We start from the raw sequence: 20,926 nt of genomic DNA on the forward strand, positions 1-20,926 counted from the left end.
CGTTTGGCCGCCGCCGCTATTTACCGTATAAGTAACCGTAGCATTTGGCGTACCATTAAACGTAATCACTGTTGTGCCTCCCGAACAAATTGTCGTGGTCCCCGAAATCGTAACTGTTGGTAATGGATTGACGTTAACTGTGGCAGAGCCTGACAATAATTGAGAACAAGTCGTAACCGGATTCTGAATACTAACTAAATTATACGTTGATGCTGTGGTTAATGATGGTGTAACAATTGTCGCACTACCTCCGGCATTCAACGTTATGGTCTGATTCGGATTAGAATCAACATTATACGTTACAACAGCATTCGGAGTCCCGGTGAAAGTTACCGTAGCAGTTTCATTCTCACAAATTACTGTTGGAGCAATAGAAATTGTAGCGGTTGGTATCGGATAAACAATTAATTGGAAACTAACTGTTGCAAAATGCGTTGGATCTGCATTTTCTTCTAATCTGACATATATAGTTTGCCCATTAGTACCAAGAAAATTACTAATTGAGCCTATTGGACTTACATCATTGGTAGCATCATTTTGATTTAAATGGTAAGTAACCGTATAATCAGCTGCAGGATTTACATCCAATACAAGAGGCGTCTGTGGTATAAAGTTGAAAGTTGCCGTACCACTGCCAAAACTGCTTTCGCAGGATGTTAAATCAAGTGGATCACCCGGAATCGGATCATCTGTACAAGTAATCAGGTCAAGCATGAAACTGGTCGTCGTTAAACAACCTGTCGTATTATCTTCAACTCCTACGTAAATGATTTCTCCATCAAAACCGGTATAATTTGTCGCGTTGGTGATTGGAGCCGATAATTGTTCCGCATCGAACTGTGTATGGTGATAAGACAAGGAAACATCCAAACCGTTTGCTATAACAGTGGCGTTATCAGTCAAATTAAAAGGGTTTTCACATTCAACTAAAGTATTAGGATTGCCAATCGCTATTTCATCCTGAAATTCAACAATCAAACAATCTGTAACAGGACATGCCGGACCGTAAGGATAAGCTATGGCACAATATTCTCCCGGTTCTGTAATAGTCAAACACGGACCTGTTTCTCCTGGAATAATATTTCCGTCTTGAGTCCATTCGTGAGGAACAGCCGGATTCAAACCGGTACAAATTTGGGTAGAACCACCATAACAAGGGGCAAAACCATTAGAAACTAAATAATCATCAGGGAAATTAATAGGAGCAGAATTAAAACTGTTGGCTTTTAGAAAAACCGCCGAATCCAATGAATTGTCACCAACATTGGCAATTGCCAATTTAATATGGTATAATTGACCACACTGAACCGTTGCTGTAGCCGGAATTACCAATGTAAAACCATCATACTGAATAGTAGCATTAGTAACGGGAGTAGCTCCTGTTCCGTTATTAACATAAAAAGCACAGTATTCACATGGCCCTGCGTTTGTTGTTCCGTTATTTAAATTATTAATTGTTATCGGCACTGTGGTAGACGGAATCAATGCAATATTAATTGCTCCATTAGAATATGGTCCCGCAATACCCGGTCCGCTTAAGAAAAATCCAAAAACATCATTAAAATTGGAATTGGCCCATTCCGGATATTCTTCTGAAGCAAAAACAAAATCAAAACTCAGGGTCTGACCGTTTGGTATAAAATCAAACTCTATTATTGCTTTGTTTCTAACCGTATTGGTCGTCAATTGATCCAGATCCGAATCACCTTCGTCAGGATTGTCAGTAGCATCGGTAGAGCCACCGGCATCATTCGGCCCAATAGCCAAGGATCCTTTTCCTGTAGATAAAATAATCCCTGAATCTAAACCAATATTGGTCGTTGCTCCATTCAAAAAGTGCCCGGCCTGATCCCTGATACTAGCAGCACTAATTGCTGAACCGTTAAAAGTAATGTTACTTACCACAACTCCTTGCCCTAAGAGTACATTTTGTACCAATTCTACCGGAGTCTGAGTATTATTGACGATTAGCTGTGCCTTTGCAGAAAAACCAATGGCCAATAAAAAAATGAAGAGTATTCTTTTTTTCATCAAATAAATATAGTAATGGCGGCTTAATTTTACAAAAACCACCTAGTTGTGTTAATTATTATTTAATTCTTCAAATATAAGTAATCACAGAACATAACTTTGTTAAATTTGCAGAAAAATAAATAAATTCGATGAAAATCACCATAAAAGAAACACAAAACCCAACAATAATTAAATTCGAATTCCCTGATTTTATAACGCAAAATGAAAATTTTGAATTTAAAAATATTGATGAGGCCAAAAATTCGCCTTTAGCACAACAACTTTTCTACCTTCCGTTTGTAAAAACCGTTTACATCTCAGGAAACTTTATCGCGATTGAGCGCTTTAGTATCGTGGAATGGACAGATGTACAGGATGCAGTGGCAGAACAAATTGAAAGTTTTGTAGACAATGGCGGTGTGATAGTAATGCCAAATGAAAACCCGACCAAAAAACAACCGGTATCCGTTTATGGCGAAACCACGCCCAATCCGGCTTCACTAAAGTTTGTTGTCAACATAATGCTGACCAAAACCGCAGTTGAATTTAAAAACATAGATGAAGCTAAAGCTTCTCCGTTGGCTCAGGAATTATTTAAATTCCATTATGTAAAGGAAATTTTTATTGCCGAAAATTATATTTCGGTAACCAAATACGAAAGCACTTCCTGGGATGAAATCACTCTCGAATTGCGAACATTCATCAAACAATTCATCGAAAATGGGGGAACGGTCATTGATGAAAGCCAAATTGTGAATGACGTAAAACAGGAAAAACAACAAATCAAGAATTTTGACAATCTTGACACAACGTCTCAGCAAATCATCAACATCCTTGAAGAATATGTAAAACCTGCGGTGGCTGCCGATGGCGGAAACATTCTTTTTGATTCCTATGACGAAAACAGCAAAAGAGTAAAAGTAGTATTGCAAGGTGCCTGCAACGGCTGTCCTTCTTCGACTTTTACCCTGAAAAGCGGTATCGAAAACATGCTCAAAGACATGCTGAACGACAAAGACATTGTGGTGGAAGCACTTAACGGCTAATCACAATTCAAAATAAAAAACTAACTTTAAGCGTCCGAAACCGGGCGCTTTTTTATTAATCTTTGAAGCTATTTCCCGCTGTCCGCGTTACATGGTAACCAGCTGCCATCGGGGCTAGTAAATATAACATGAACGAACTACATCTCGAAACCAGTCCATACCTGTTACAACACGCCAACAATCCGGTGCATTGGAAAGCTTGGAACTCCAACTCTTTGGCAGAAGCCAAAACAACCAACAAACTCATCGTCATCAGCATTGGTTATTCTGCTTGTCACTGGTGTCACGTGATGGAACACGAAAGTTTTGAAAACGACGAAGTGGCTGCCGTAATGAATGCCCATTTTATCAGCATCAAAATCGACCGCGAAGAACGTCCCGATATTGATGCCGTTTATATGAAAGCGGTACAAGTCATGACCGGTCACGGCGGCTGGCCTATGAATGTGGTGGCTTTGCCCGATGGCAGACCAATTTGGGGCGGAACCTATTTCCGAAAAAATGACTGGATCAATTCGCTCGAAAAACTTCAGGAAATTTATGTACAAAATCCGCAAACCATCTTTGAATATGCTGAACAACTCCATGAAGGTTTGCAATCGCTGAGCGTTATCCCAAAAACAGAGTCGCCCATTGACCACAACTTAGACAGCCTGGAAAAACTACTCGAAAAATGGCAAAAAAGCTTTGATTGGGAATTTGGCGGCATGGCGCGCGCGCCCAAATTCATGATGCCAACCAATTATGAATTTCTGTTGCGGTACGGTTACCAAACCCAAAACCAGAGCCTGCTCGATTTTACGAATCTGACTTTGACCAAAATGGCTTATGGCGGTTTATTCGACACGCTCGATGGCGGATTTTCACGTTATTCTGTCGATATGAAATGGCATGTGCCCCATTTTGAAAAAATGCTCTATGACAATGGTCAATTGGTTTCATTGTATGCCAATGCTTATAAACTTACCGGCAATTCCTTATACAAAGAAGTCATCGAAAAGACCTTGAGTTTTGTTGAAAAAGAATGGCTGACTTCAGAAGGCAGTTTTTATTCGGCACTCGATGCTGATAGTTTAAATACCGAAAACCATCTCGAAGAAGGTGCGTTTTATGTTTGGACCAAAGATGCATTACAATCACTATTAAAAGATGATCTCGATTTATTTTCAGTTGTTTTCAATATCAATGAATTCGGACATTGGGAACACGGGAATTATGTTTTGATCCAGAATCAGTCATTGGAACAAATCGCCGAAAAGCAAAATATTCCTTTGGAAACCTTGGCACAAAAGAAAAAATCATGGGAGCAAAAACTCTATTTGGAAAGAGAAAAGCGAAGCAAACCAAGACTCGATGACAAATGCCTGACTTCCTGGAACGCCATTATGGGCAAAGGTTTTGTGGAAGCTTACAAAGCTTTGGGTAATCCAAAATATTTGAAAATCGCGCTGCAAAATGCGAATTTCATCACTAAAAACTTGTGGTCATCTGAAGGCAATCTGTTCCGTACATATAAAAATGGGAAAGCGACCATCAATGCCTATTTAGAGGATTATGCACAGGTGATTCAGACCTTTATCGCTTTATACGAAGCCACTTTGGACGAGCATTGGCTGCAAAGTGCCAGGCAACTGACTGATTATTGTTTTGATCATTTTTATGACGAACAAATGCAGTTTTTCTCGTTTACTTCCCAAAAAGACGAAGCGCTGATTACATCCCATTTTGAAATCGAGGACAATGTGATTCCGGCCGCCAATTCGGTCATGGCTAATAATTTATTTCATTTAGGTATCTATTTCAACAACGGTTATTACGAATCGATTGCTCAGGAAATGGTTCAAAATATCATTCCAACGATTGATTATCCTTCGGCCTTTTCCAATTGGCTCAATGTGTTGCTGAATTATTCGGAACAGAATAAAGAATTGGCGATTTGCAGTGAAAATGCCCTGGACCATTTGGCCAAAATCAACCAACAGTATTTACCTAACATCATCATTGCCGGAACAAATGTTGATTCCAAACTTCCGTTTTTGGAAAACCGGTTTTCGGAAAGCCAGACTTTATTCTATCTCTGCCAAAATAAAACCTGCGACTTGCCAACCTCTGATTTTGAGGAAATTATCAAAGAAATAATAGTAAAGCCATAGAAAAATCGTAATATTGTTATTATTAATCAATTAAAAACAACTGATATGGGATTTGGAGATTTTTTTAAAAACTTATTTGGCGGTTCCAAAGGAAAAGCCGGAGAACAAACTGGTAATTTTGCCGACAATGCTGTTGAGAAAATAAAAGACGCAGCTGAACCGGTAGTTGATAAAGTGGAAGAATTTGTTGAAACAGCCAAAGAAAAAATAAACGAATATGTTCCGCAAGCCACTGAAACTATTGAAAATGTTGTGGAAAGCGCCAAGGAAAAAATAAATGAGTTTGCAGAAACTGCTAAAGAAAAAATAAATTCATTTACAAACGATGCTTCTGAAGATGCGGAGGAAACCGTTAAAGAAACTGTTAATCGTGTTGAAGAAGACGCCGATTAATTTTAAAAATTATTATTTTTGCACCCTATAATTATCCCGATTCATTCGGGATTTTTTTTACAGTAAGACTATGAACAGCTCGCTTTCGATTCGCTCTTTTGCAGAATACGTTGAACAATTTATGACCCTTTTAATTGATTATTCCCCGAAACTGATTTCGGCTTTAATCATTCTTTTTGTTGGTTTGTATGTCATTCGATTGATCAATCGTTTGGTAAGGCGAATAATGATCCGCAGGGAATTGGATCCAACATTGTCGAAATTCTTAGCCGATAGTTTGCTTTGGGCATTGCGTGTGCTGTTGTTTATTTCTTTTATTTCGAAACTGGGGATTGAAACTTCTTCCTTTGTTGCCATTTTAGGTGCGGCCGGTTTGGCGATTGGTTTGTCCTTACAAGGTTCGCTGTCCAATTTTGCCGGCGGCATGTTGATTATCTTATTCAAGCCATTCCGTGTGGGTGATACCATAGAAGCACAAGGTGTTATTGGAACCGTTTTGGAAATTCAGATCTTTGTAACCAAATTAATCACGGGAAACAACCAAACCATCTTTATCCCAAATGGTGTTTTGTCGAATGGAGTCATCACCAATAATTCGATGCAGGGCAATCGCAGAGCCGATTTGTTATTTTCATTGTCGTATGACACCAATATCAAAACCGCCAAAGACATTGTCATGCAAGTGATGCAAAATCATCCTAAAGTTTTGAAAAATCCGGCACCAACGGTTGTTGTTAGAGGATTAACCGATTCTGCGGTGCAGTTATCCGTTAGGCCATGGGCAAAGAATATTGATTTCAGCGAAATGAGTTCGGATATCCTGGAGCAATCTAAGACGGCATTCGATCAGGCCAACATTGTGATTCAGCCTTACACCAGAGATGTTACTAAAGACTAATTATTGGGTTTGGTCAGCATAAAATCCTTGAGATAAAACGGCTCAAAATAAGCCACATCTACAAAGTCATTTTGGGTAAACTTTTCAAAGCTGATTGGGCTCATTTCATTAGCGGATGGATACACAATCTCGGGTAAGAAAACAAAATTGTCCTTAGTCAGAACCGATTGGCATTTCTCCTGGCAATCACCCACAAAATAGATGGTTTCGGTCATTTCCGCATAACTGTTATCGGTTAAGACTTCGGCCTGCACTTCCATGAGCTTTTTGTGATTGGCATCAAAAACCGCGCTGTACACTTCCATTCTTCGGGCGTCAATCATCGGGACAATCAAACCGTCTTTTTGGGTTACTTTTTGGGCCAAAACCTGCAAAGTATCCACCGAAATCAACGGGATTTGTAATGCATAACACAAACCTTTGGCTGTTGACACACCGATGCGCAAACCGGTATAGGAACCCGGACCTTTGCTCACCGCAATGGCTTTCAATTCCTGAAAATTAATCTTGCTTTCCTTTAAAATTTCCTCAATAAAGACATGCAGTTTTTCGGCATGGGAATAACCTTGGTCGGCAATTTCCTTACACAAAACAGTTTGTCCGTCTTTGGATAAAGAGACCGAGCAATTTTTGGTTGCTGTTTCTATGTTTAAGATGTAGGTCACGATTGGGGTCTTACTTTTTCTCTTTCTCAGGCGTATCTTTCTTCGCGGTAACTTTATCCCCCGAATTTAAATCTTTGGTCACTGTGGTATATGGACCGATGATGACCACGTCGCCTTTTTTCAACCCGGAAACCACTTCAATGTTGGTATCATCCTGAATCCCGGTTTTGATGACTCTGATTTTGGCTTTGTCACCCACTTTTACAAAAACACATTCGTATTTTTTATCGTTTTTGGCAACTACTTTTTTGTCTTCGCCTTCCTCTTTCATCTCAAACTTTTTAGTTGCCGATGTATCGGTTTTGACCACCACAGAACTGATTGGCACACCAATCACTTTTTCTTTTCTGGTCGTAATGATATCAACGGTCGCGGTCATTCCCGGTCTGAACGGAGAATAACTTGCCGGTTTGCCTTCCAATAAATCCTGATAAGATTCTTTCAGGATTCTGACTTTTACCTTAAAATTAGTCACTTGGTCAGCTGTAGTTGCGGTGCTAGCTGAATTGGAAATACTGGTTACGATTCCTTTGAATTCTTTTTTCAGATAAGCATCCACCTGAATTTTGGTGCTGTCGCCAATACTGATTTTTACAATGTCGTTTTCGTTTACATCAACTTCCACTTCCATATTGTCCAAATTGGCCACGCGAAGTATCTCGGTTCCGGTCATTTGCTGGGTTCCCAAAACTCTCTCTCCTAATTCAACACCAAGTGAAGAAATTGTTCCGTCTGCCGGCGAATAAATGGTAGTTCTTCCCAAGTTGTCTTTGGCTTCCCTAACCGTAGCATTGGCACTTTGTACATTGTAGTAAGCTGATTCTTTATTCGCCTTGGCGCTTTCAAAAGCAGCAACGGCTTTGTCCCATTCCGATTTTGAAATAATGCCTTTGTCAAAAAGCACTTTGCTTCGGTCGTAGCTCGCTTTGGCTTCTTTAAAAGAAGCATCAGCCTGACTCAAACCGGCTTTGGTCCCTGATAAATTGGAAATCGTTCTGTTGTAACCTGAAGTGTATAAATCGGGATTGATTTTAACCAAAAGTTGTCCCTTTTTCACAACTTGTCCTTCTTTTACCGGTAAATCAATGATTTCTCCCGAAACTTCAGAAGAGATTTTTACCTCAATTTCTGGTTGGATTTTTCCTGTAGCCGAAACGGTTTCAATAATGGTAATTTCATCCGCTTTTGCAGTTTCAATCTGAATCGCGCCGTCATCACCTCCGATGGCACCACTTTTCTTCATAATAACCAAAACGGCTATGATCAATAAAATTATTCCGACTAACCAGTATATTTTCTTTTTTGACATGATTTATTGTTTTTGAATGATTGGGATTCCAAAATAAAGTTCTACCACTTTCATTTTAAAGATGTAATCGTATTTGGCACGAATCACATCCGATTGAGAGTTGATATAAAGCACTTGTGCTTGATTGTAGTCGAAGGCATTCATCATACCTACGGCGTATTTTTCTTTGGCATAATTAAAGGCTTCCTGTCTTGCTTCAGCAGTAGCAATGGAAGCTTCATAAGTATTGAGTGCGCCTTTGGTATCCGTTATCGCTTTGTAGACATTGGTTTCCAAATCAATTTTCGCCTGATCAAAAGCATTCTTTGATCTTTCATAGGCCACTTTTGAACGCGCTACATTATTTCTGGCGGAAAACCCGTTGAATATTGGCACATTCAATTGCAATCCGAAATTGTGCCCTTTGTTATCGCTAAATTGATCAAAAACCGGAGCCGGCTTGCCGAATCTTGGCAAATAATTGGGCTGAATTACATTTTGCCCTGTACCTTCAACCTGTCCGATTATAGTCGTAGGGTTTGCTGTGTCCAAAGTATAACCTGAAACTCGGTCTGAATAACTCGCATTGGTTCCGAAATTATAGCCAAAAGAAAGACTTGGCTGTAAAGCGCCTTTGGCAATTTTAATATCACCTGCGGCTATGTCCAGATTGGCCTGGGCAATTTTAATTTCTACACGAACTTCATTGGCTTTGGCCACAATCGCTTCAGGTGTTTCTGCCATGACCGGACTTGGTGTTGGTTCGATTTCAACATCAGCAACATCAAAGTCCTTAAATTCCTCCAGTCTTAGCAATTGTGCCAAACTCAATCTTGAAATCAGAAGCGCATTTTCTGCGGCTACCAATTTTTGCTTGTCGGCTGCTACGGTCGCTTTCATATCGAGCAAATCACCTCTTGGTACCATTCCGGCATCAACCAATTCCTGAGTACGCTTCAATTGCTTTTCGTCATTGGTCAATTGACCTTGTTGCACTTTTAGATTTTCCCTGTTGAATAGAATATCCAGATAAGCATTGGCAACATATAATGAAATGTCGTCCTGCATTTTGGTCAATTGGTATTGTGAAGCTAATTGCGTCAGTTTGGCTCTACGAAGACGGTTTTGGTTTTGCAAGCCATTGTAAATATCAACGCTTGAACTCAAACCAACCTGAGTGTATTGTGTCGTTTGATTTTCTCTTACGTTGGTTACCGGATTGGTATTGGCACCGATACTCCACGAATGGGAACCGCTACCGTTTAGATTAGGAAAAAAACTGCCGATTGCTGCTTTTTTATCGATATCCGCCAACCGAACATCCAACTCGGACTGTTTGATGGAAATGTTATTTTTCAGGGCATATTCAACGCATTCCTGAATGGTCCATTTTTTGGTTTGTGCCACAGCATTAAATCCAAGAAACAAAACAACGGCGAGTAAAAAGTGGGTTTTTATTATTTTCATACTAAACAGGTTAGAAAACCTAAATTTATTGAATAAACAAAGATATTATTTTTGTCTTTTCTTTCTTAATTATTGACACAATGTTTTAGACTCTATTTTTTTAATATTGTTACAACTGTATTACAATATTTACTTTTATTTTTGACAAAAAATATTTCGTTGATGTCAACCGTAAAATCGATTCTCTTCCTGTGCTCTTTTTCAATGCTGCTCAACAGCTGTTCAACTACTCAAAAAATTGAAGCGCTGAAACCGCTGCCGTCCAATGACGCGCCGATGGTTCTTAAAACAAAGACTTCCTTTGTGAATATGCCTTTGGAGATTTCCCTCAAGGAAATCGAAAACCAGCTCAACAAAACCATGACCGGTCAGATTTATGACGATTCCAATCTGCAGGATGATAAAACCGAAATGAAGATCTGGAAAACAGCGCCAATTAAGCTGATTGAAAAAAACGGAAAGATTGAAACGGTTTTACCTTTGAAAATTTGGGCCAAAATAAAATATGGTACCGATTTCATGGGCTTGAATGACACGCGCGAAATCAACTTGAATGGAACCATTACGATGGAAAGCGATGTGAGATTGTCCAATTGGAAATTATCAACCAATTCCAGAATTGAGGATTTTGAATGGTCAGAAAGCCCAACGATATTGGTTGCCGGAAAAAATGTGCCGATTACTTACATCATCAACCCAACGCTTTCCATCTTTAAATCGAAAGTGGCCAAAAAAATTGATGATGCCATCGAAGGTTCGTGTGATTTCAAGCCTTATGTGTTGGATGTTTTGGAGAAAATGAGTACACCGTTCATCACGAGTGAACAATACCAAACCTGGTTCAAACTTATTCCGATTGAAGTATATGTTACCGATGCGGTTTTGGGTAAAAGCGATATTAAAATGGACTTGGGCTTGAAATGCAATATGCAAACCGTTGTAGGTGTAAAACCTCAAAAGACCTTTGACAGAAACGCCATCCAATTCAAAGCAGTGACCAAGATTCCGAATACGGTTTCGGCCAATGTCGCGGCCATTTCAACTTATGAAAGTGCGTCACAAATCATTACTTCCAATTTTAAAGGAAAGGAATTTGCTTCGGGCAGTCGAAAAATAATAGTTGAGAACGTGTCCATGTGGCAAAAAGATGGTAAAATCATCATTGCTTTAGACATGAGCGGCAGCATCAACGGCACCATTTATTTGTCGGGGATTCCGAATTACAATGCAATTACCAAAGAAATTTATTTTGACCAAATGGATTATGTGCTGAATACCAAAGGCCTTCTGACCCGAACCGCCAACTGGTTATTGCAAGGTGTTATTTTGAAAAAAATCCAGGAGAATTGCCGTTATTCCATCAAAGAGAATTTGGACGAAGGCAAAAAAAGCCTGTTGCCTTATCTGAACAACTATTCACCGATGAAAGGTGTTTTTGTCAACGGAATGATGAATGATTTTGAATTTGAAAAAGTGGAAATCACCGACAGGGCCATCATTGCTTTTATCGCCACATCCGGAAAAATGAGTGTGAAAATTGACGGAATGGAATAGTTTAGAAGTCAGATTTCAGAACGTAGAAAGCAGATTACTTTTTCTTGTAATACATTTTATAAACCACAAAACCGATTCCGGCTACGAGTATATAAGGAATTGCCATCAGGAAAACGATACCGTCATTCACGGCTTCAACCTTAGTCTTATTCCCGGAACTTTCCAAAGCGGCTCTGCACATGGCGCATTGCGCATTTGTAGAAAGAGTAAAGAATACAGAGAATAGTAAATAGAATACTCTTTTATCTAACCCGAAAAGCCTTTCTTCTTTATTCTTTTTTCTTTTTTCTTTATGTAGCATAATAAGGTGAAATCATCAAATAAACCAACACACCACTCACAGCCACATACAACCAAATCGGGAACGTGATTTTGGCCAGTTTTTTATGTTTGTCGAAACGTTCTGCCAAGGCTCTGACATAGGTAAACAACACCATCGGTATAATCACGACCGACAGAATGATGTGCGAAATCAGGATAAAGAAATAAACATTACGCATAAATCCGGCATTGAGTATTTCGGTTTCGTCTAAAAGGCCATCGGCATTGATATCACCATATTTTGTAGAATCGGCCGTCATGTGATAGGCAACATACATTACTAAGAAAATAACCGAACAGGCGATCGCTGTCGTCATCAATCGTTCGTGAACTTTTCTGTTTCCGTTTTTGATGGCCAATACACCCATAACCAAAAGCAAAGCGGTCAAAGCATTAATTCCGGCATAAATGGGCGGTAAAAAATGTAATGGCTCGATTGATATCCCGAAATCTTTTAGTTTAACGGTAAATAAAAATGCTACCGCTAGCGGAATGATAATAGAAACCGCAATAATGGAGCCTCTGAATTTCTTTTCTAAAGTCTGATCGCCTTGATTATTCATTTAATAATTTTTTTATGTCTTCTGTAATCGCTTTAACGCCTTTTTTCTCCAATCCGTCATAGTACAAGATAGGATTGCCAAATTTATCTTTTCTGCATCGGATGTTGCCTTCCTTGTCAATCAGGGCAAAAAGTCCTGAGTGCTCAAAACCGCCGCTGACATTTTTATTTTCGCCGGCATAGATATTAAATCCTTTGTTCGAAATATTAAAGATATACTCTTTTTCGCCGGTTAGCATATGCCAATTGGATGATTTGACGCCAATCAAATCGGCGTGTTCCTTCAACACTTTTGGCGTATCATTTTCAGGATTAATGGTAATCGAAGCAATTCCGAAATTGGGATTGCCAAAAAATTCCTTTTGGATGTCCACCATATTTCGATTCATAATCGGGCAAATCGACGGACAGGTGGAAAAGAAAAACTCCAACACATATACTTTACCTTTATAGGTTTCGTTGGTGATTTTCTTGTTGTTCTGGTCTGTCAGTTGAAAACTTGGTGCCGGACCGATGGTCAACAAACCATTTTCAGCTGTTTTGTGATTGGAAACGGCATCAATCCGGTCACCTTGCACTACGGTTCCGCTTTTAATTCGATTGATGATTTTCGGAATAAAAATAATTCCAAAAACCAAAACAATAAGAGATAATCCGATATATGATTTATTTTTCATCGTACTTATATTCTTTTCTGCCTGCGTTGTTTCTCTTTAAGGCCAAACGGTATTCAGCCAAAATGATTTTCACATCATCCATCATGTCATTGTGCAAATCGGCTGCCGATGTGGTATTGTAACCTTCTTTATATTCGGGATCGCCCTGAACGCTTTTCCCTTTTCTGCCGCGAAGATTTCTCTTTTTATCGATGATGTAAACATAAGGCGTACCTGATTTATCATCTAATTTGCCCAGCAATTTCATACTTGCATGATAGGTTCTGATCGCTTCTGGATTGGCAAACACAAAATGATAGCCCGAAACATCAGTCAAAGCGCTTAATTCCTTTAAAAGCCTTTGGGCTTGCACCTCGGTTCCTTCGGGAGCAATGAACACAAACTGAAAGTCTTTAAACTCTCTGTATTTGTTGTATATTTTTTGATTGAGTGTAAAAAAATTGCCGCTGTTGGCCATGATGTCCTGACCGGCAAAACCCAAAATGGTTATCTTTTGGTCTAAAGTAACTTTTTCGCCATTTAAGGATTTCCATTGAGCATCAACATTTGGAATGCTGGGCGTAATGGTTGGCAAAGTGATAAAACTGTTTACCCCGGAAGCAAAGAAAAGATAGGCTACTATCGGTAGAATAAACAGGATAAAAAGGACAAGATTCTTTTTCATTAGAATAGTGAAAATCAGCGGTACAAAAATAAAAAAATCCCGACTGAATCGGGACTTTTTTTTGAATTAATATAATGTTAAAAATTCCATTTAATAGTAGAATCTTTAAAAATCCCGTAGATATAATCTGCTTCGACCAACAATATAAAAAGTAAATATAATACAAGGAAAATAACGGTCGCTACCACAGCCCAACGCAAGCTGGCTCTTTCGCCTTCCATGTGCATGAACGCCCAGGTAATTCCGTAAGCTTTAACCAACGTCAGGATGATGAAAATCCAGTTCAGTAAATTCATGCTGATGAAGTCATTCATGTATAAAACACTTGGTCTTTCAATTCCAAGCCAAACCTCAACAATGGTTATGATTGATAAGAAAGTAAATACCTTCCAAATTCTTTTTGTGTTCGATACGTGCTCGTGTCCGTGTGCGTGTGACATAATATAAATTTTTATAAAAAAATTAAACTAAGTAGAAGAAAGTAAATACGAATACCCAAACCAAGTCAACAAAGTGCCAATAAAGACCTACTTTCTCAACCATTTCATAACTTCTTCTCTTTTCATAGGTTCCTAAAAGAACATTGAAATAAATGATGATATTGATAATAACTCCTGAGAATACGTGGAATCCGTGGAATCCGGTAATGAAGAAGAAGAAATCAGCGAACAGTTTACTTCCGTATTCGTTTCTCTTTAAGTTAGCCCCTTCTACCACTAAGTGAGCATTTCCAACCATTACTTCAGATTCGGCTCTGTTTAGGATTTCTCTGTGTTTGTTATGGTTTAAACCAGGCTGTAATGCCTTGTTGGCTCTGTCTTCTTTAGTATCTCTGTAGATTTTTTCAGTTCTAACCAATAATTCAGGGTGTGCTTTGAAAGCCGCTTGTACTTCAGCCACAGAATAAGTCGCCTGAGTTTCTTCATCCATGAACCATCTTCCTTTGCTTCTGGTCAATGCCTCTCTTTCTTCAGGAAGCTGCACCACAAAGTCAGACATTTTTACTCTTTCACCTTCTTTATTTACGAATTGGATGATGCTTCCTCCTTTAGTTTCTATCGCTCCAAATTCCCCTTTAATAAAGTTTTTCCACTCCCATGCTTGCGAACCCACGAAGATTAAACCTCCAACGATTGTCAGCAACATATAGAAAGCTACTTTCTTTTGTTTCATCTGATGACCGGCATCAACAGCCAATACCATCGTTACCGAAGAGAAAATCAGGATAAAAGTCATCAAGGCCACATAATACATTGGCGCATCTACACCATGCAAGAACGGGAAGTGTGTAAACACTTCATCCGCAATAGGCCAATTGTCGATAAATTTAAATCTTGAAAAACCGTAAGCCGCAAGGAAACCCGAGAAGGTTAAAGCATCCGATACGATAAAAAACCACATCATCAACTTGCCATAACTGGCACCCATTGGTTCATTTCCGCCGCCCCAAGTATTTTCGTTTGTATTTGCAGTAGTAACTGTAGCTCCCATAAAAGTTATTAGTTAAAAAGTTCCCAAATTTAGATTTTTTTTCTTATTTAAAGAAATATAAAAAGAAAAACAAACAAATCCATAAGAAATCAAGAAAGTGCCAGTACATTGCACCTAGCTCAATTCCAAGTAATTGACTTGAATTGTATTTTTGTTTAAAATGATTATAAATTATGATTAAAAGCGAAATAATTCCTCCGGCAAGGTGAGCCATGTGTACCACAGCGATTACGTAAAGAAAAGTTGTCGCAATATTACTCTCCGGTCCGGTGAAATAATAACCCTGTTCTATCAATTGCCCGAAGCCTTTAAACTGTAAAACCACAAAGGAAATTCCAAGACCTAAAGTCAATAAAAGAAAACCTGTTGTGGCGCTTCTGTTGTCTTTTTGAATCGCCTTTTTAGCCAAATGAAAAGTAACGCTGCACAAGATTATGGCCAAAGTACTAAAATAAAAAGCCGTCGGCAACTGGAAATCTTTCATCCAGTCTTCTCTTGACTTACTCACCACAAAAGCACTCGTGATTCCGGCAAACATCATCGTCATACTCATCATCGCAAACCATAAAAGCAATTTTTTGGAACGTGCAGTTCTCAATTTGTGTTCTTCGGCGGTCATTGTGGTTGGTGCTGCCATATTATCTTAAAAATTTATCTGTAATATAAACGATTTGTAACAAAGTGATATAAGAAACACTAACTAACATTAATGTTCTCGCGGCTTTGGCGGTTCTAAGCTGGTATAATTTTACCGCATAATAAATCATCCAAAGACCAAGCAAAAATACAATTCCTGCCGCAATTGGCGAAATAAATAATCGCCCGGTATAACCCAAACAAGGCAACAAAGAAGCAACCAACAGCCAAACCGAATACAAAATGGTTTGCAAGGCGGTTGACGTATCCTTTTTTCCCGTTGGCAACATAAAGAAACCTGCCTTTTCATAGTCTTCATACAGGAACCAACCAATCGCCCAAAAATGAGGAAACTGCCAAAAGAACTGTATGAGGAAAAGCGTTCCGGCTTCGATACCAAAATTATCGGTCGCAGCAACCCAGCCCAACATAAACGGAATGGCACCCGGAAAAGCACCCACAAAAACCGAAAGCGGCGTGTGAACCTTTAACGGCGTGTAAACACTGGTATATAAAAAGATAGAAATCGCCCCAAACATGGCCGATTTCGGGTTAATCATGTACAATAAAATCAAACCAATGATGGTGAGCAAGCTGGCCACAAACAACGCGTGATTGGGCGACATTCTGCCCGAAGCCACCGGACGGTTTTTGGTTCGGTCCATCAAGGCATCAAGGTCTTTTTCGATGACCTGGTTAAAGGCATTCGAAGCACCAACCATGCAATATCCGCCAACGGCCAACATCAATAAAGTGGTCACTTTTAAATCCTGAAAATCCAGTACGCCAAGCAAATAACCGGCTATTGAGGAAAAAACAACGCTGATGGCTAAACCTGCCTTAGTGATTTCCTTGAAATCAATCGCAATTTGTTTAAGAGAAAATGTATTTGCCGTCGCGTTCATCCGTAGTTTTAAAACTGCCGCAAAGGTACTTTATAGAAAATGATTTGGCAAAAAAATATTCAAGATATATTTTGGTTTTTTTTAAGTTTTGGAGCGGCAGGCTTAGTCTATATTGGTTATCCATTTTCCCGCTGTACGCACTACGTGGTAGTTGCTGCCATCGGGGCTAAAAGCAATCCGTTTTTGTGTTTGTATCCATAAAAAAGAGACCAATAAATATTGATCTCTTTTCTCCCCTAACATTTTGAATTATTTCATTTAATTGATTGGCAACAATACTGTATCTATAACATGAATGATTCCATTTGAAGCCGATATATTAGCTGTAGTAATATTAGCAGTGTTTCCTATTGCATTAATCGAAGCGGCTGGTGTTACAGAAAACTGACTTTCCAAAAGCGTAGTGATTGTTCGGGTCCCTTTTTTGGGTACTACACTATTGCTGGCACGTCTGCCTTCAGTGACATGGTACAACAAAACATCACGAACCAGTGGTGCCGGAAGCTCAGTAATACTGCTCACATTTAAAGCTGCATATAAATTTTGAAAGGCTTGATCGGTTGGAGCAAATACAGTGTATTGATCAGTTCCATTAGCAAAAAGGTCTACTAATCCTGCATCAAGTTCTGAATCTACATATACTAAAGCGGAAACCAACTCGTTAAATCCTCCACCAACTGCAATGTCTGCGATAGAGGAATCCCCTGGTGCCGGAGCGCGATTAAGAGCATCAAAAGTTTCTTTTATAGAAAGCTTTGAAGCCGTTGAGTTATCAGTATTGTTATCATCAGGAGAACAAGATGAAAAGCCGAACGAAATAAAAGCAATCGCTACTATTGTTTTTACGGCTGTAATCAGATTGAAGATTTTGTTTTTCATAGTGAATAGTTTTATAGTTGTTATTGAAATTGTTTGTTTTCAAATAATACAAGTACACCAAAAACTTGCAGTAAAATAAGTAGGGAGAGATTGGGTTTAATCAAACAAAATAATACTTTGTTTAATTATTTCTATGTAAAGTTAAACAAAATAAAAATGCTAAAATTATTTTAGCATTAGTTTAACAATCGTTTGATTTTGATAAAAAAGGTATTGTTACTGATAAAAAGATGCTTATCAGCTTGAAATTGGATGTTAATTTTGAAGATAAACGTTTCTAATAATCAAAATACCAGTTGAAGATATCGCATCGCAATCCAACAGAAAACCAAGTCGTGCTTTCTTTGACTGCCAAGGTCGTTTCGGTAGCCGGACTAAAATTCCTATAGATAAAACTGCCAAACAATTTCATATTGGTTACAGGATTGATCAAGTAACCGGCTTGTAAATCGGCAATGAAAACATTGGTTCTGTTTCCTTGTCCGATAACCACTCCGGTGTCATAAGGTCGGCCTTCTTCATAATCACGGTAAATGTCGCCACCATAATTAAAACTATCGGTTTCATTATTGAAATCCAATCCACGGGTTCCAACGGTGATTTTAGCATCGGCAAAATAACGGCCGTGGTGGTAACGGGCAATCGCAATAAATTCCCTGAAATTTCCACCCCATTGGTGACCCAAACTTTGGTTATTGTGGCCATAATTGGTGATGACTTCGCTGTGTGCATATACATAAGGACGAACCACGTTGTATTCCGCTTGCACTAAAAGTCCTTTGATATTAAAGGCATTGAAATATTTAGCGCCGATTTGGCCTCCAAATTTATTTTTCCAACTTTTTTCTCCCGATTTCATATCGCTTAAAGAGAATTCATCTAACAGAAACTGACCATAAAACTGGATTTGATTGTTCCACTTTAATTTGGACGTCAAGCCCAGTAAAGCATTCCCGCTTCGTGCCGAAGAAGCAAATTCCACCGAACGATAGAAAATAATCGGATTCACAAAACTCATATCAAAACCACGATTGTTTTTGTTGGTCCAGACTACCGATTCAAACAAACCGACATTCCATCTTTTGGTCACATTCAAACTCAAATAATGACTGGCGGCAAACTTGGTTGCATAGGTTCTGTCTTCGGTGACTTCAGGACGAACGTCTTTTAACCAGGTATAAATATTGGTGTATTTGATCTTCCAGAAAGATGTGTTTAATTTGAAATACGGATACGGACTCGCGCCATCGCCCAGCAATAGCGAACGATAACCATCTCCTATAAAATTGCGCCCATATCCCAAATTCATATTGATGAACTTGCTTGGTGTGTAGGCCAAATTGGCTTCTGCCAAAGGAAAATCATAGGCATCAGATTTGAAACTTTTTGCAATTCCGATTCCGGGAATGATCGCCGGATTTCCACCTGCCGGCGCCAATGATTCAGCATAACGATTGAAGTAATCCGCGAAACGGCCCTGGCTTTCGTAAACGGTTGTGGTGAAATTGATTTCCTTGCCCAAACCACCATTAAACTGAATTCCGCGTGTATTGACATAAGTATAGCTTGCCACACTCGGATCACTTTTCCCAAACTGCAAATCCAAAATAGGATTTAAGGTAAACCAATAATCTTCACCCTGCAGCTGAACTAAGTTCTCATTCCAGAACTTTTTACCCCACCAACCTTGCTTGTTCTTCATCAGTTTTTGATTGACTTCTGCCAGATTGTAATATTTGGAAACATCGGCATAATTAAAAGGTTTTGATGCCGTATGATTGTTGGCACCAACCTGATTCATTTCATCATCAAACTGTGCATAATAGCTATGGGAAAACGGAATGTTTATATGGCTTTGGAATTGCGGATTGGCAAATTTCTTATACTTGATGCTATCCACTTCGGTTAAGAACTTGTCATTCGGCTTATACACATTAGACGTTTTTTCAGCGATTACTTCGGCTTCTTTTTGCGCCTGCATTTCGGCGACACTTTGCAATGGTATGGCAATTTTAATCGTGTATTTGGCATAAGTCGGTTGACCGTTATATGTTGCCGGACTGATTTTGGGCAATTGCCCAAAAACCCTTTTGCTTTCTGTTACCAATGCTTCATCAACGGCATCAACATAAATGACTTTGAAATTGCCTTGATTGGTTACTTCGAAAAGCACGATGACCTTTCCTTTGAAATTATTTTGCTTCAGATTGTCGGGCACTTTGAAATTGTTATACACAAAATTGTGCATTTCGTTATAAAAACAAGTTTCTAAAGCTGAGAATTCATTGCCTTCACAAGCCGGAAAAACCGGGAATCGCTCGGTGGCTTTTTGGGTTACCTGTGCGTTAGCGATAAGCGTAAATAAGAATAAAAAGGAGAATATCTTCTTCATTTTTTGGAAATATTAATATTAATAATTGCCCGAGGCTGTTTCCCCGTGAGCAATAGTTTTGGCCGCAGAAGTTCCTATTCTTTTAACCCCTAAACGGATCATTTCTTCCGCTTCCTCATAAGTGCGAACACCTCCGGCTGCTTTTACCGGTAAGGGTGACGCATTTTCGAGCATCATGATGACTGCCGGAAAAGTGGCACCATTAGGTAAATTGTTTTCTGTTTTAAAAAACCCGGTTGAGGATTTAACAAACACATTAGGATAGCAATCTTCCTTGAAATTGGCTATCACCACATTTTTAATTAAGGCTGAAAGCTGAATAATCTGAGCATCGGTCAAAGCGGCTACCTCGATAATCCATTTGGCTACTTTGTGGTTATCGAAAGCCAATTTGGTTCCCTTTAGGACTTCGGTTTTCACCAAATCGACTTCGCCTTTTTTAAAAGCTTCATAATTGCAAACATAATCGAGTTCATCAACACCATCTTCAATGGCTTTTTGTGCCTCGGCTAATTTTTCTTCAATCGAATTTGTCCCTTCGGGAAAAGAAATTACGGTTCCGATAAGCAATTTGGATTGGGATTGGGCAATCATTTCTTTGGCCACTTTGACTTTATCAGGCCTGATCATAATCAGTTTAAAACCTTCATCAATGGCTTCCTGGATAAAACCCTGAACAATAGTATCGTTCTCTTGCTCCGACAAACCTGCCTGGGCTGCCGTTTTTAAATAGGTCGAATCGAGATACAGTTTAACATTCATATATGGGGAATCAATTTGTCAGTGGTCATATATGGTATCGCTTTTTTTAATAGTGTTTGTTTGCAACAAACTTTTTGTTAGTGGCGATTTCATGCCATAAAAGTAAAAAAAAAACCGTCTCATTCTTAAAAAACGAGACGGGCATTTATACTTATCCGAT

20 protein-coding genes are annotated in these 20,926 nt (G+C 39.0%); 5 read left to right on the forward strand and 15 right to left on the reverse strand.

Translation table 11 applies throughout. The annotated features are described in order from the left end of the window. Nucleotides 1-2,031 (reverse strand): choice-of-anchor L domain-containing protein (locus tag P1K33_RS14195; RefSeq protein WP_284653656.1); only part of this gene is annotated, 2,031 nt, incomplete at its 3' end. 131 nt (nucleotides 2,032-2,162) lie between these two features. Here P1K33_RS14195 and P1K33_RS14200 point away from each other — a divergent pair. From P1K33_RS14200 to P1K33_RS14215, 4 genes are all read left to right on the forward strand, one after another. Continuing rightward, nucleotides 2,163-3,059, forward strand: a complete 897-nt coding sequence (locus P1K33_RS14200) for a NifU family protein (protein ID WP_284653657.1) — start codon at nucleotides 2,163-2,165, stop codon at nucleotides 3,057-3,059. 128 nt (nucleotides 3,060-3,187) lie between these two features. Then, the gene (locus tag P1K33_RS14205; RefSeq protein ID WP_284653658.1) at nucleotides 3,188-5,212 is read left to right on the forward strand and encodes a thioredoxin domain-containing protein; all 2,025 of its coding nucleotides are present in this window, start codon (nucleotides 3,188-3,190) and stop codon (nucleotides 5,210-5,212) included. Between the two features lie 45 nt (nucleotides 5,213-5,257). Continuing rightward, nucleotides 5,258-5,605, forward strand: coding sequence for a hypothetical protein (locus P1K33_RS14210; protein WP_284653659.1), 348 nt, complete (start codon nucleotides 5,258-5,260; stop codon nucleotides 5,603-5,605). Between the two features lie 70 nt (nucleotides 5,606-5,675). Then, complete coding sequence (locus P1K33_RS14215; RefSeq protein WP_284653660.1) at nucleotides 5,676-6,503, forward strand: mechanosensitive ion channel family protein; 828 nt, start codon at nucleotides 5,676-5,678, stop codon at nucleotides 6,501-6,503. On the opposite strand, the gene tsaB is transcribed toward P1K33_RS14215, so the two are convergent. Genes tsaB through P1K33_RS14230 form a run of 3 tightly spaced genes read right to left on the reverse strand, consistent with a single transcriptional unit; the run spans nucleotide 6,500 to nucleotide 9,923 of the window. Beyond that, nucleotides 6,500-7,168, reverse strand: coding sequence for a tRNA (adenosine(37)-N6)-threonylcarbamoyltransferase complex dimerization subunit type 1 TsaB (gene tsaB, locus P1K33_RS14220; protein WP_284653661.1), 669 nt, complete (start codon nucleotides 7,166-7,168; stop codon nucleotides 6,500-6,502). The two genes, P1K33_RS14215 and tsaB, sit on opposite strands and share 4 nt — an antisense overlap. Before the next feature lie 10 nt (nucleotides 7,169-7,178). Continuing rightward, on the reverse strand, nucleotides 7,179-8,477 hold the full coding sequence (locus P1K33_RS14225; RefSeq protein WP_284653662.1) for an efflux RND transporter periplasmic adaptor subunit: 1,299 nt from the start codon (nucleotides 8,475-8,477) through the stop codon (nucleotides 7,179-7,181). 3 nt (nucleotides 8,478-8,480) lie between these two features. Then, entirely contained in the window at nucleotides 8,481-9,923 is a 1,443-nt protein-coding gene (locus P1K33_RS14230; RefSeq protein WP_284653663.1) for a TolC family protein, read from the reverse strand. 162 nt (nucleotides 9,924-10,085) lie between these two features. Here P1K33_RS14230 and P1K33_RS14235 point away from each other — a divergent pair, with 162 nt between their 5' ends. Beyond that, nucleotides 10,086-11,477 (forward strand): DUF4403 family protein, encoded by a 1,392-nt coding sequence (locus P1K33_RS14235; protein WP_284653664.1) that lies wholly within the window; start codon nucleotides 10,086-10,088, stop codon nucleotides 11,475-11,477. Nucleotides 11,478-11,511: 34 nt separating this feature from the next. Here P1K33_RS14235 and P1K33_RS14240 read toward each other — a convergent pair whose 3' ends face one another. The 11 genes from P1K33_RS14240 to deoC form a co-directional block, all read right to left on the reverse strand. Further along, on the reverse strand, nucleotides 11,512-11,778 hold the full coding sequence (locus P1K33_RS14240) for a CAMCR motif-containing small membrane protein (RefSeq protein ID WP_284653665.1): 267 nt from the start codon (nucleotides 11,776-11,778) through the stop codon (nucleotides 11,512-11,514). Continuing rightward, the gene (locus P1K33_RS14245; protein ID WP_284653666.1) at nucleotides 11,768-12,361 is read right to left on the reverse strand and encodes a DUF420 domain-containing protein; all 594 of its coding nucleotides are present in this window, start codon (nucleotides 12,359-12,361) and stop codon (nucleotides 11,768-11,770) included. The genes P1K33_RS14240 and P1K33_RS14245 overlap by 11 nt, the downstream gene beginning before the upstream one ends. Then, nucleotides 12,354-13,037, reverse strand: a complete 684-nt coding sequence (locus P1K33_RS14250; RefSeq protein ID WP_284653667.1) for an SCO family protein — start codon at nucleotides 13,035-13,037, stop codon at nucleotides 12,354-12,356. Before P1K33_RS14250 ends, P1K33_RS14245 begins: the two co-directional genes overlap by 8 nt. Next, on the reverse strand, nucleotides 13,027-13,701 hold the full coding sequence (locus P1K33_RS14255; protein WP_284653668.1) for a thioredoxin domain-containing protein: 675 nt from the start codon (nucleotides 13,699-13,701) through the stop codon (nucleotides 13,027-13,029). The genes P1K33_RS14250 and P1K33_RS14255 overlap by 11 nt, the downstream gene beginning before the upstream one ends. 77 nt (nucleotides 13,702-13,778) lie before the next feature. Further along, entirely contained in the window at nucleotides 13,779-14,141 is a 363-nt protein-coding gene (locus P1K33_RS14260; protein ID WP_284653669.1) for a cytochrome C oxidase subunit IV family protein, read from the reverse strand. Between the two features lie 22 nt (nucleotides 14,142-14,163). Beyond that, nucleotides 14,164-15,192, reverse strand: a complete 1,029-nt coding sequence (locus P1K33_RS14265; RefSeq protein WP_284653670.1) for a cytochrome c oxidase subunit 3 — start codon at nucleotides 15,190-15,192, stop codon at nucleotides 14,164-14,166. Nucleotides 15,193-15,235: 43 nt separating this feature from the next. Next, nucleotides 15,236-15,829 carry a cytochrome c oxidase subunit 3 gene (locus tag P1K33_RS14270; protein WP_284653671.1) on the reverse strand — a complete coding sequence of 198 codons (594 nt, stop codon included), beginning with the start codon at nucleotides 15,827-15,829 and terminating at the stop codon, nucleotides 15,236-15,238. Nucleotide 15,830: 1 nt separating this feature from the next. Further along, nucleotides 15,831-16,733, reverse strand: a complete 903-nt coding sequence (gene cyoE / locus P1K33_RS14275; protein WP_284653672.1) for a heme o synthase — start codon at nucleotides 16,731-16,733, stop codon at nucleotides 15,831-15,833. Between the two features lie 258 nt (nucleotides 16,734-16,991). Continuing rightward, nucleotides 16,992-17,612 carry a fasciclin domain-containing protein gene (locus tag P1K33_RS14280; RefSeq protein ID WP_284653673.1) on the reverse strand — a complete coding sequence of 207 codons (621 nt, stop codon included), beginning with the start codon at nucleotides 17,610-17,612 and terminating at the stop codon, nucleotides 16,992-16,994. A gap of 277 nt (nucleotides 17,613-17,889) precedes the next feature. Then, the gene (gene remB, locus P1K33_RS14285; RefSeq protein WP_284653674.1) at nucleotides 17,890-20,004 is read right to left on the reverse strand and encodes a gliding motility outer membrane protein RemB; all 2,115 of its coding nucleotides are present in this window, start codon (nucleotides 20,002-20,004) and stop codon (nucleotides 17,890-17,892) included. Between the two features lie 18 nt (nucleotides 20,005-20,022). After that, entirely contained in the window at nucleotides 20,023-20,766 is a 744-nt protein-coding gene (gene deoC / locus P1K33_RS14290; protein ID WP_284653675.1) for a deoxyribose-phosphate aldolase, read from the reverse strand. Between the last annotated feature and the right edge of the window lie 160 nt (nucleotides 20,767-20,926).

It is taken from the genome of Flavobacterium terrisoli (genome assembly GCF_030167905.1).
GTDB classification, from domain to species: Bacteria; Bacteroidota; Bacteroidia; order Flavobacteriales; family Flavobacteriaceae; genus Flavobacterium; species Flavobacterium terrisoli.

Excerpts from the sequence above, each read along its gene's own strand:
- P1K33_RS14280 (WP_284653673.1), bottom strand. The coding sequence starts at position 17,612 with ATGAAAAACAAAATCTTCAATCTGATTACAGCCGTAAAAACAATAGTA.
- remB (WP_284653674.1), bottom strand. The coding sequence starts at position 20,004 with ATGAAGAAGATATTCTCCTTTTTATTCTTATTTACGCTTATCGCTAAC.
- P1K33_RS14245 (WP_284653666.1), bottom strand. The coding sequence starts at position 12,361 with ATGAATAATCAAGGCGATCAGACTTTAGAAAAGAAATTCAGAGGCTCC.
- P1K33_RS14215 (WP_284653660.1), top strand. The coding sequence starts at position 5,676 with ATGAACAGCTCGCTTTCGATTCGCTCTTTTGCAGAATACGTTGAACAA.
- P1K33_RS14255 (WP_284653668.1), bottom strand. The coding sequence starts at position 13,701 with ATGAAAAAGAATCTTGTCCTTTTTATCCTGTTTATTCTACCGATAGTA.
- P1K33_RS14250 (WP_284653667.1), bottom strand. The coding sequence starts at position 13,037 with ATGAAAAATAAATCATATATCGGATTATCTCTTATTGTTTTGGTTTTT.
- P1K33_RS14205 (WP_284653658.1), top strand. The coding sequence starts at position 3,188 with ATGAACGAACTACATCTCGAAACCAGTCCATACCTGTTACAACACGCC.
- P1K33_RS14210 (WP_284653659.1), top strand. The coding sequence starts at position 5,258 with ATGGGATTTGGAGATTTTTTTAAAAACTTATTTGGCGGTTCCAAAGGA.
- P1K33_RS14265 (WP_284653670.1), bottom strand. The coding sequence starts at position 15,192 with ATGGGAGCTACAGTTACTACTGCAAATACAAACGAAAATACTTGGGGC.
- P1K33_RS14235 (WP_284653664.1), top strand. The coding sequence starts at position 10,086 with ATGTCAACCGTAAAATCGATTCTCTTCCTGTGCTCTTTTTCAATGCTG.
- cyoE (WP_284653672.1), bottom strand. The coding sequence starts at position 16,733 with ATGAACGCGACGGCAAATACATTTTCTCTTAAACAAATTGCGATTGAT.
- deoC (WP_284653675.1), bottom strand. The coding sequence starts at position 20,766 with ATGAATGTTAAACTGTATCTCGATTCGACCTATTTAAAAACGGCAGCC.
- P1K33_RS14270 (WP_284653671.1), bottom strand. The coding sequence starts at position 15,829 with ATGGCAGCACCAACCACAATGACCGCCGAAGAACACAAATTGAGAACT.
- P1K33_RS14260 (WP_284653669.1), bottom strand. The coding sequence starts at position 14,141 with ATGTCACACGCACACGGACACGAGCACGTATCGAACACAAAAAGAATT.
- P1K33_RS14230 (WP_284653663.1), bottom strand. The coding sequence starts at position 9,923 with ATGAAAATAATAAAAACCCACTTTTTACTCGCCGTTGTTTTGTTTCTT.
- P1K33_RS14200 (WP_284653657.1), top strand. The coding sequence starts at position 2,163 with ATGAAAATCACCATAAAAGAAACACAAAACCCAACAATAATTAAATTC.
- P1K33_RS14225 (WP_284653662.1), bottom strand. The coding sequence starts at position 8,477 with ATGTCAAAAAAGAAAATATACTGGTTAGTCGGAATAATTTTATTGATC.
- P1K33_RS14240 (WP_284653665.1), bottom strand. The coding sequence starts at position 11,778 with ATGCTACATAAAGAAAAAAGAAAAAAGAATAAAGAAGAAAGGCTTTTC.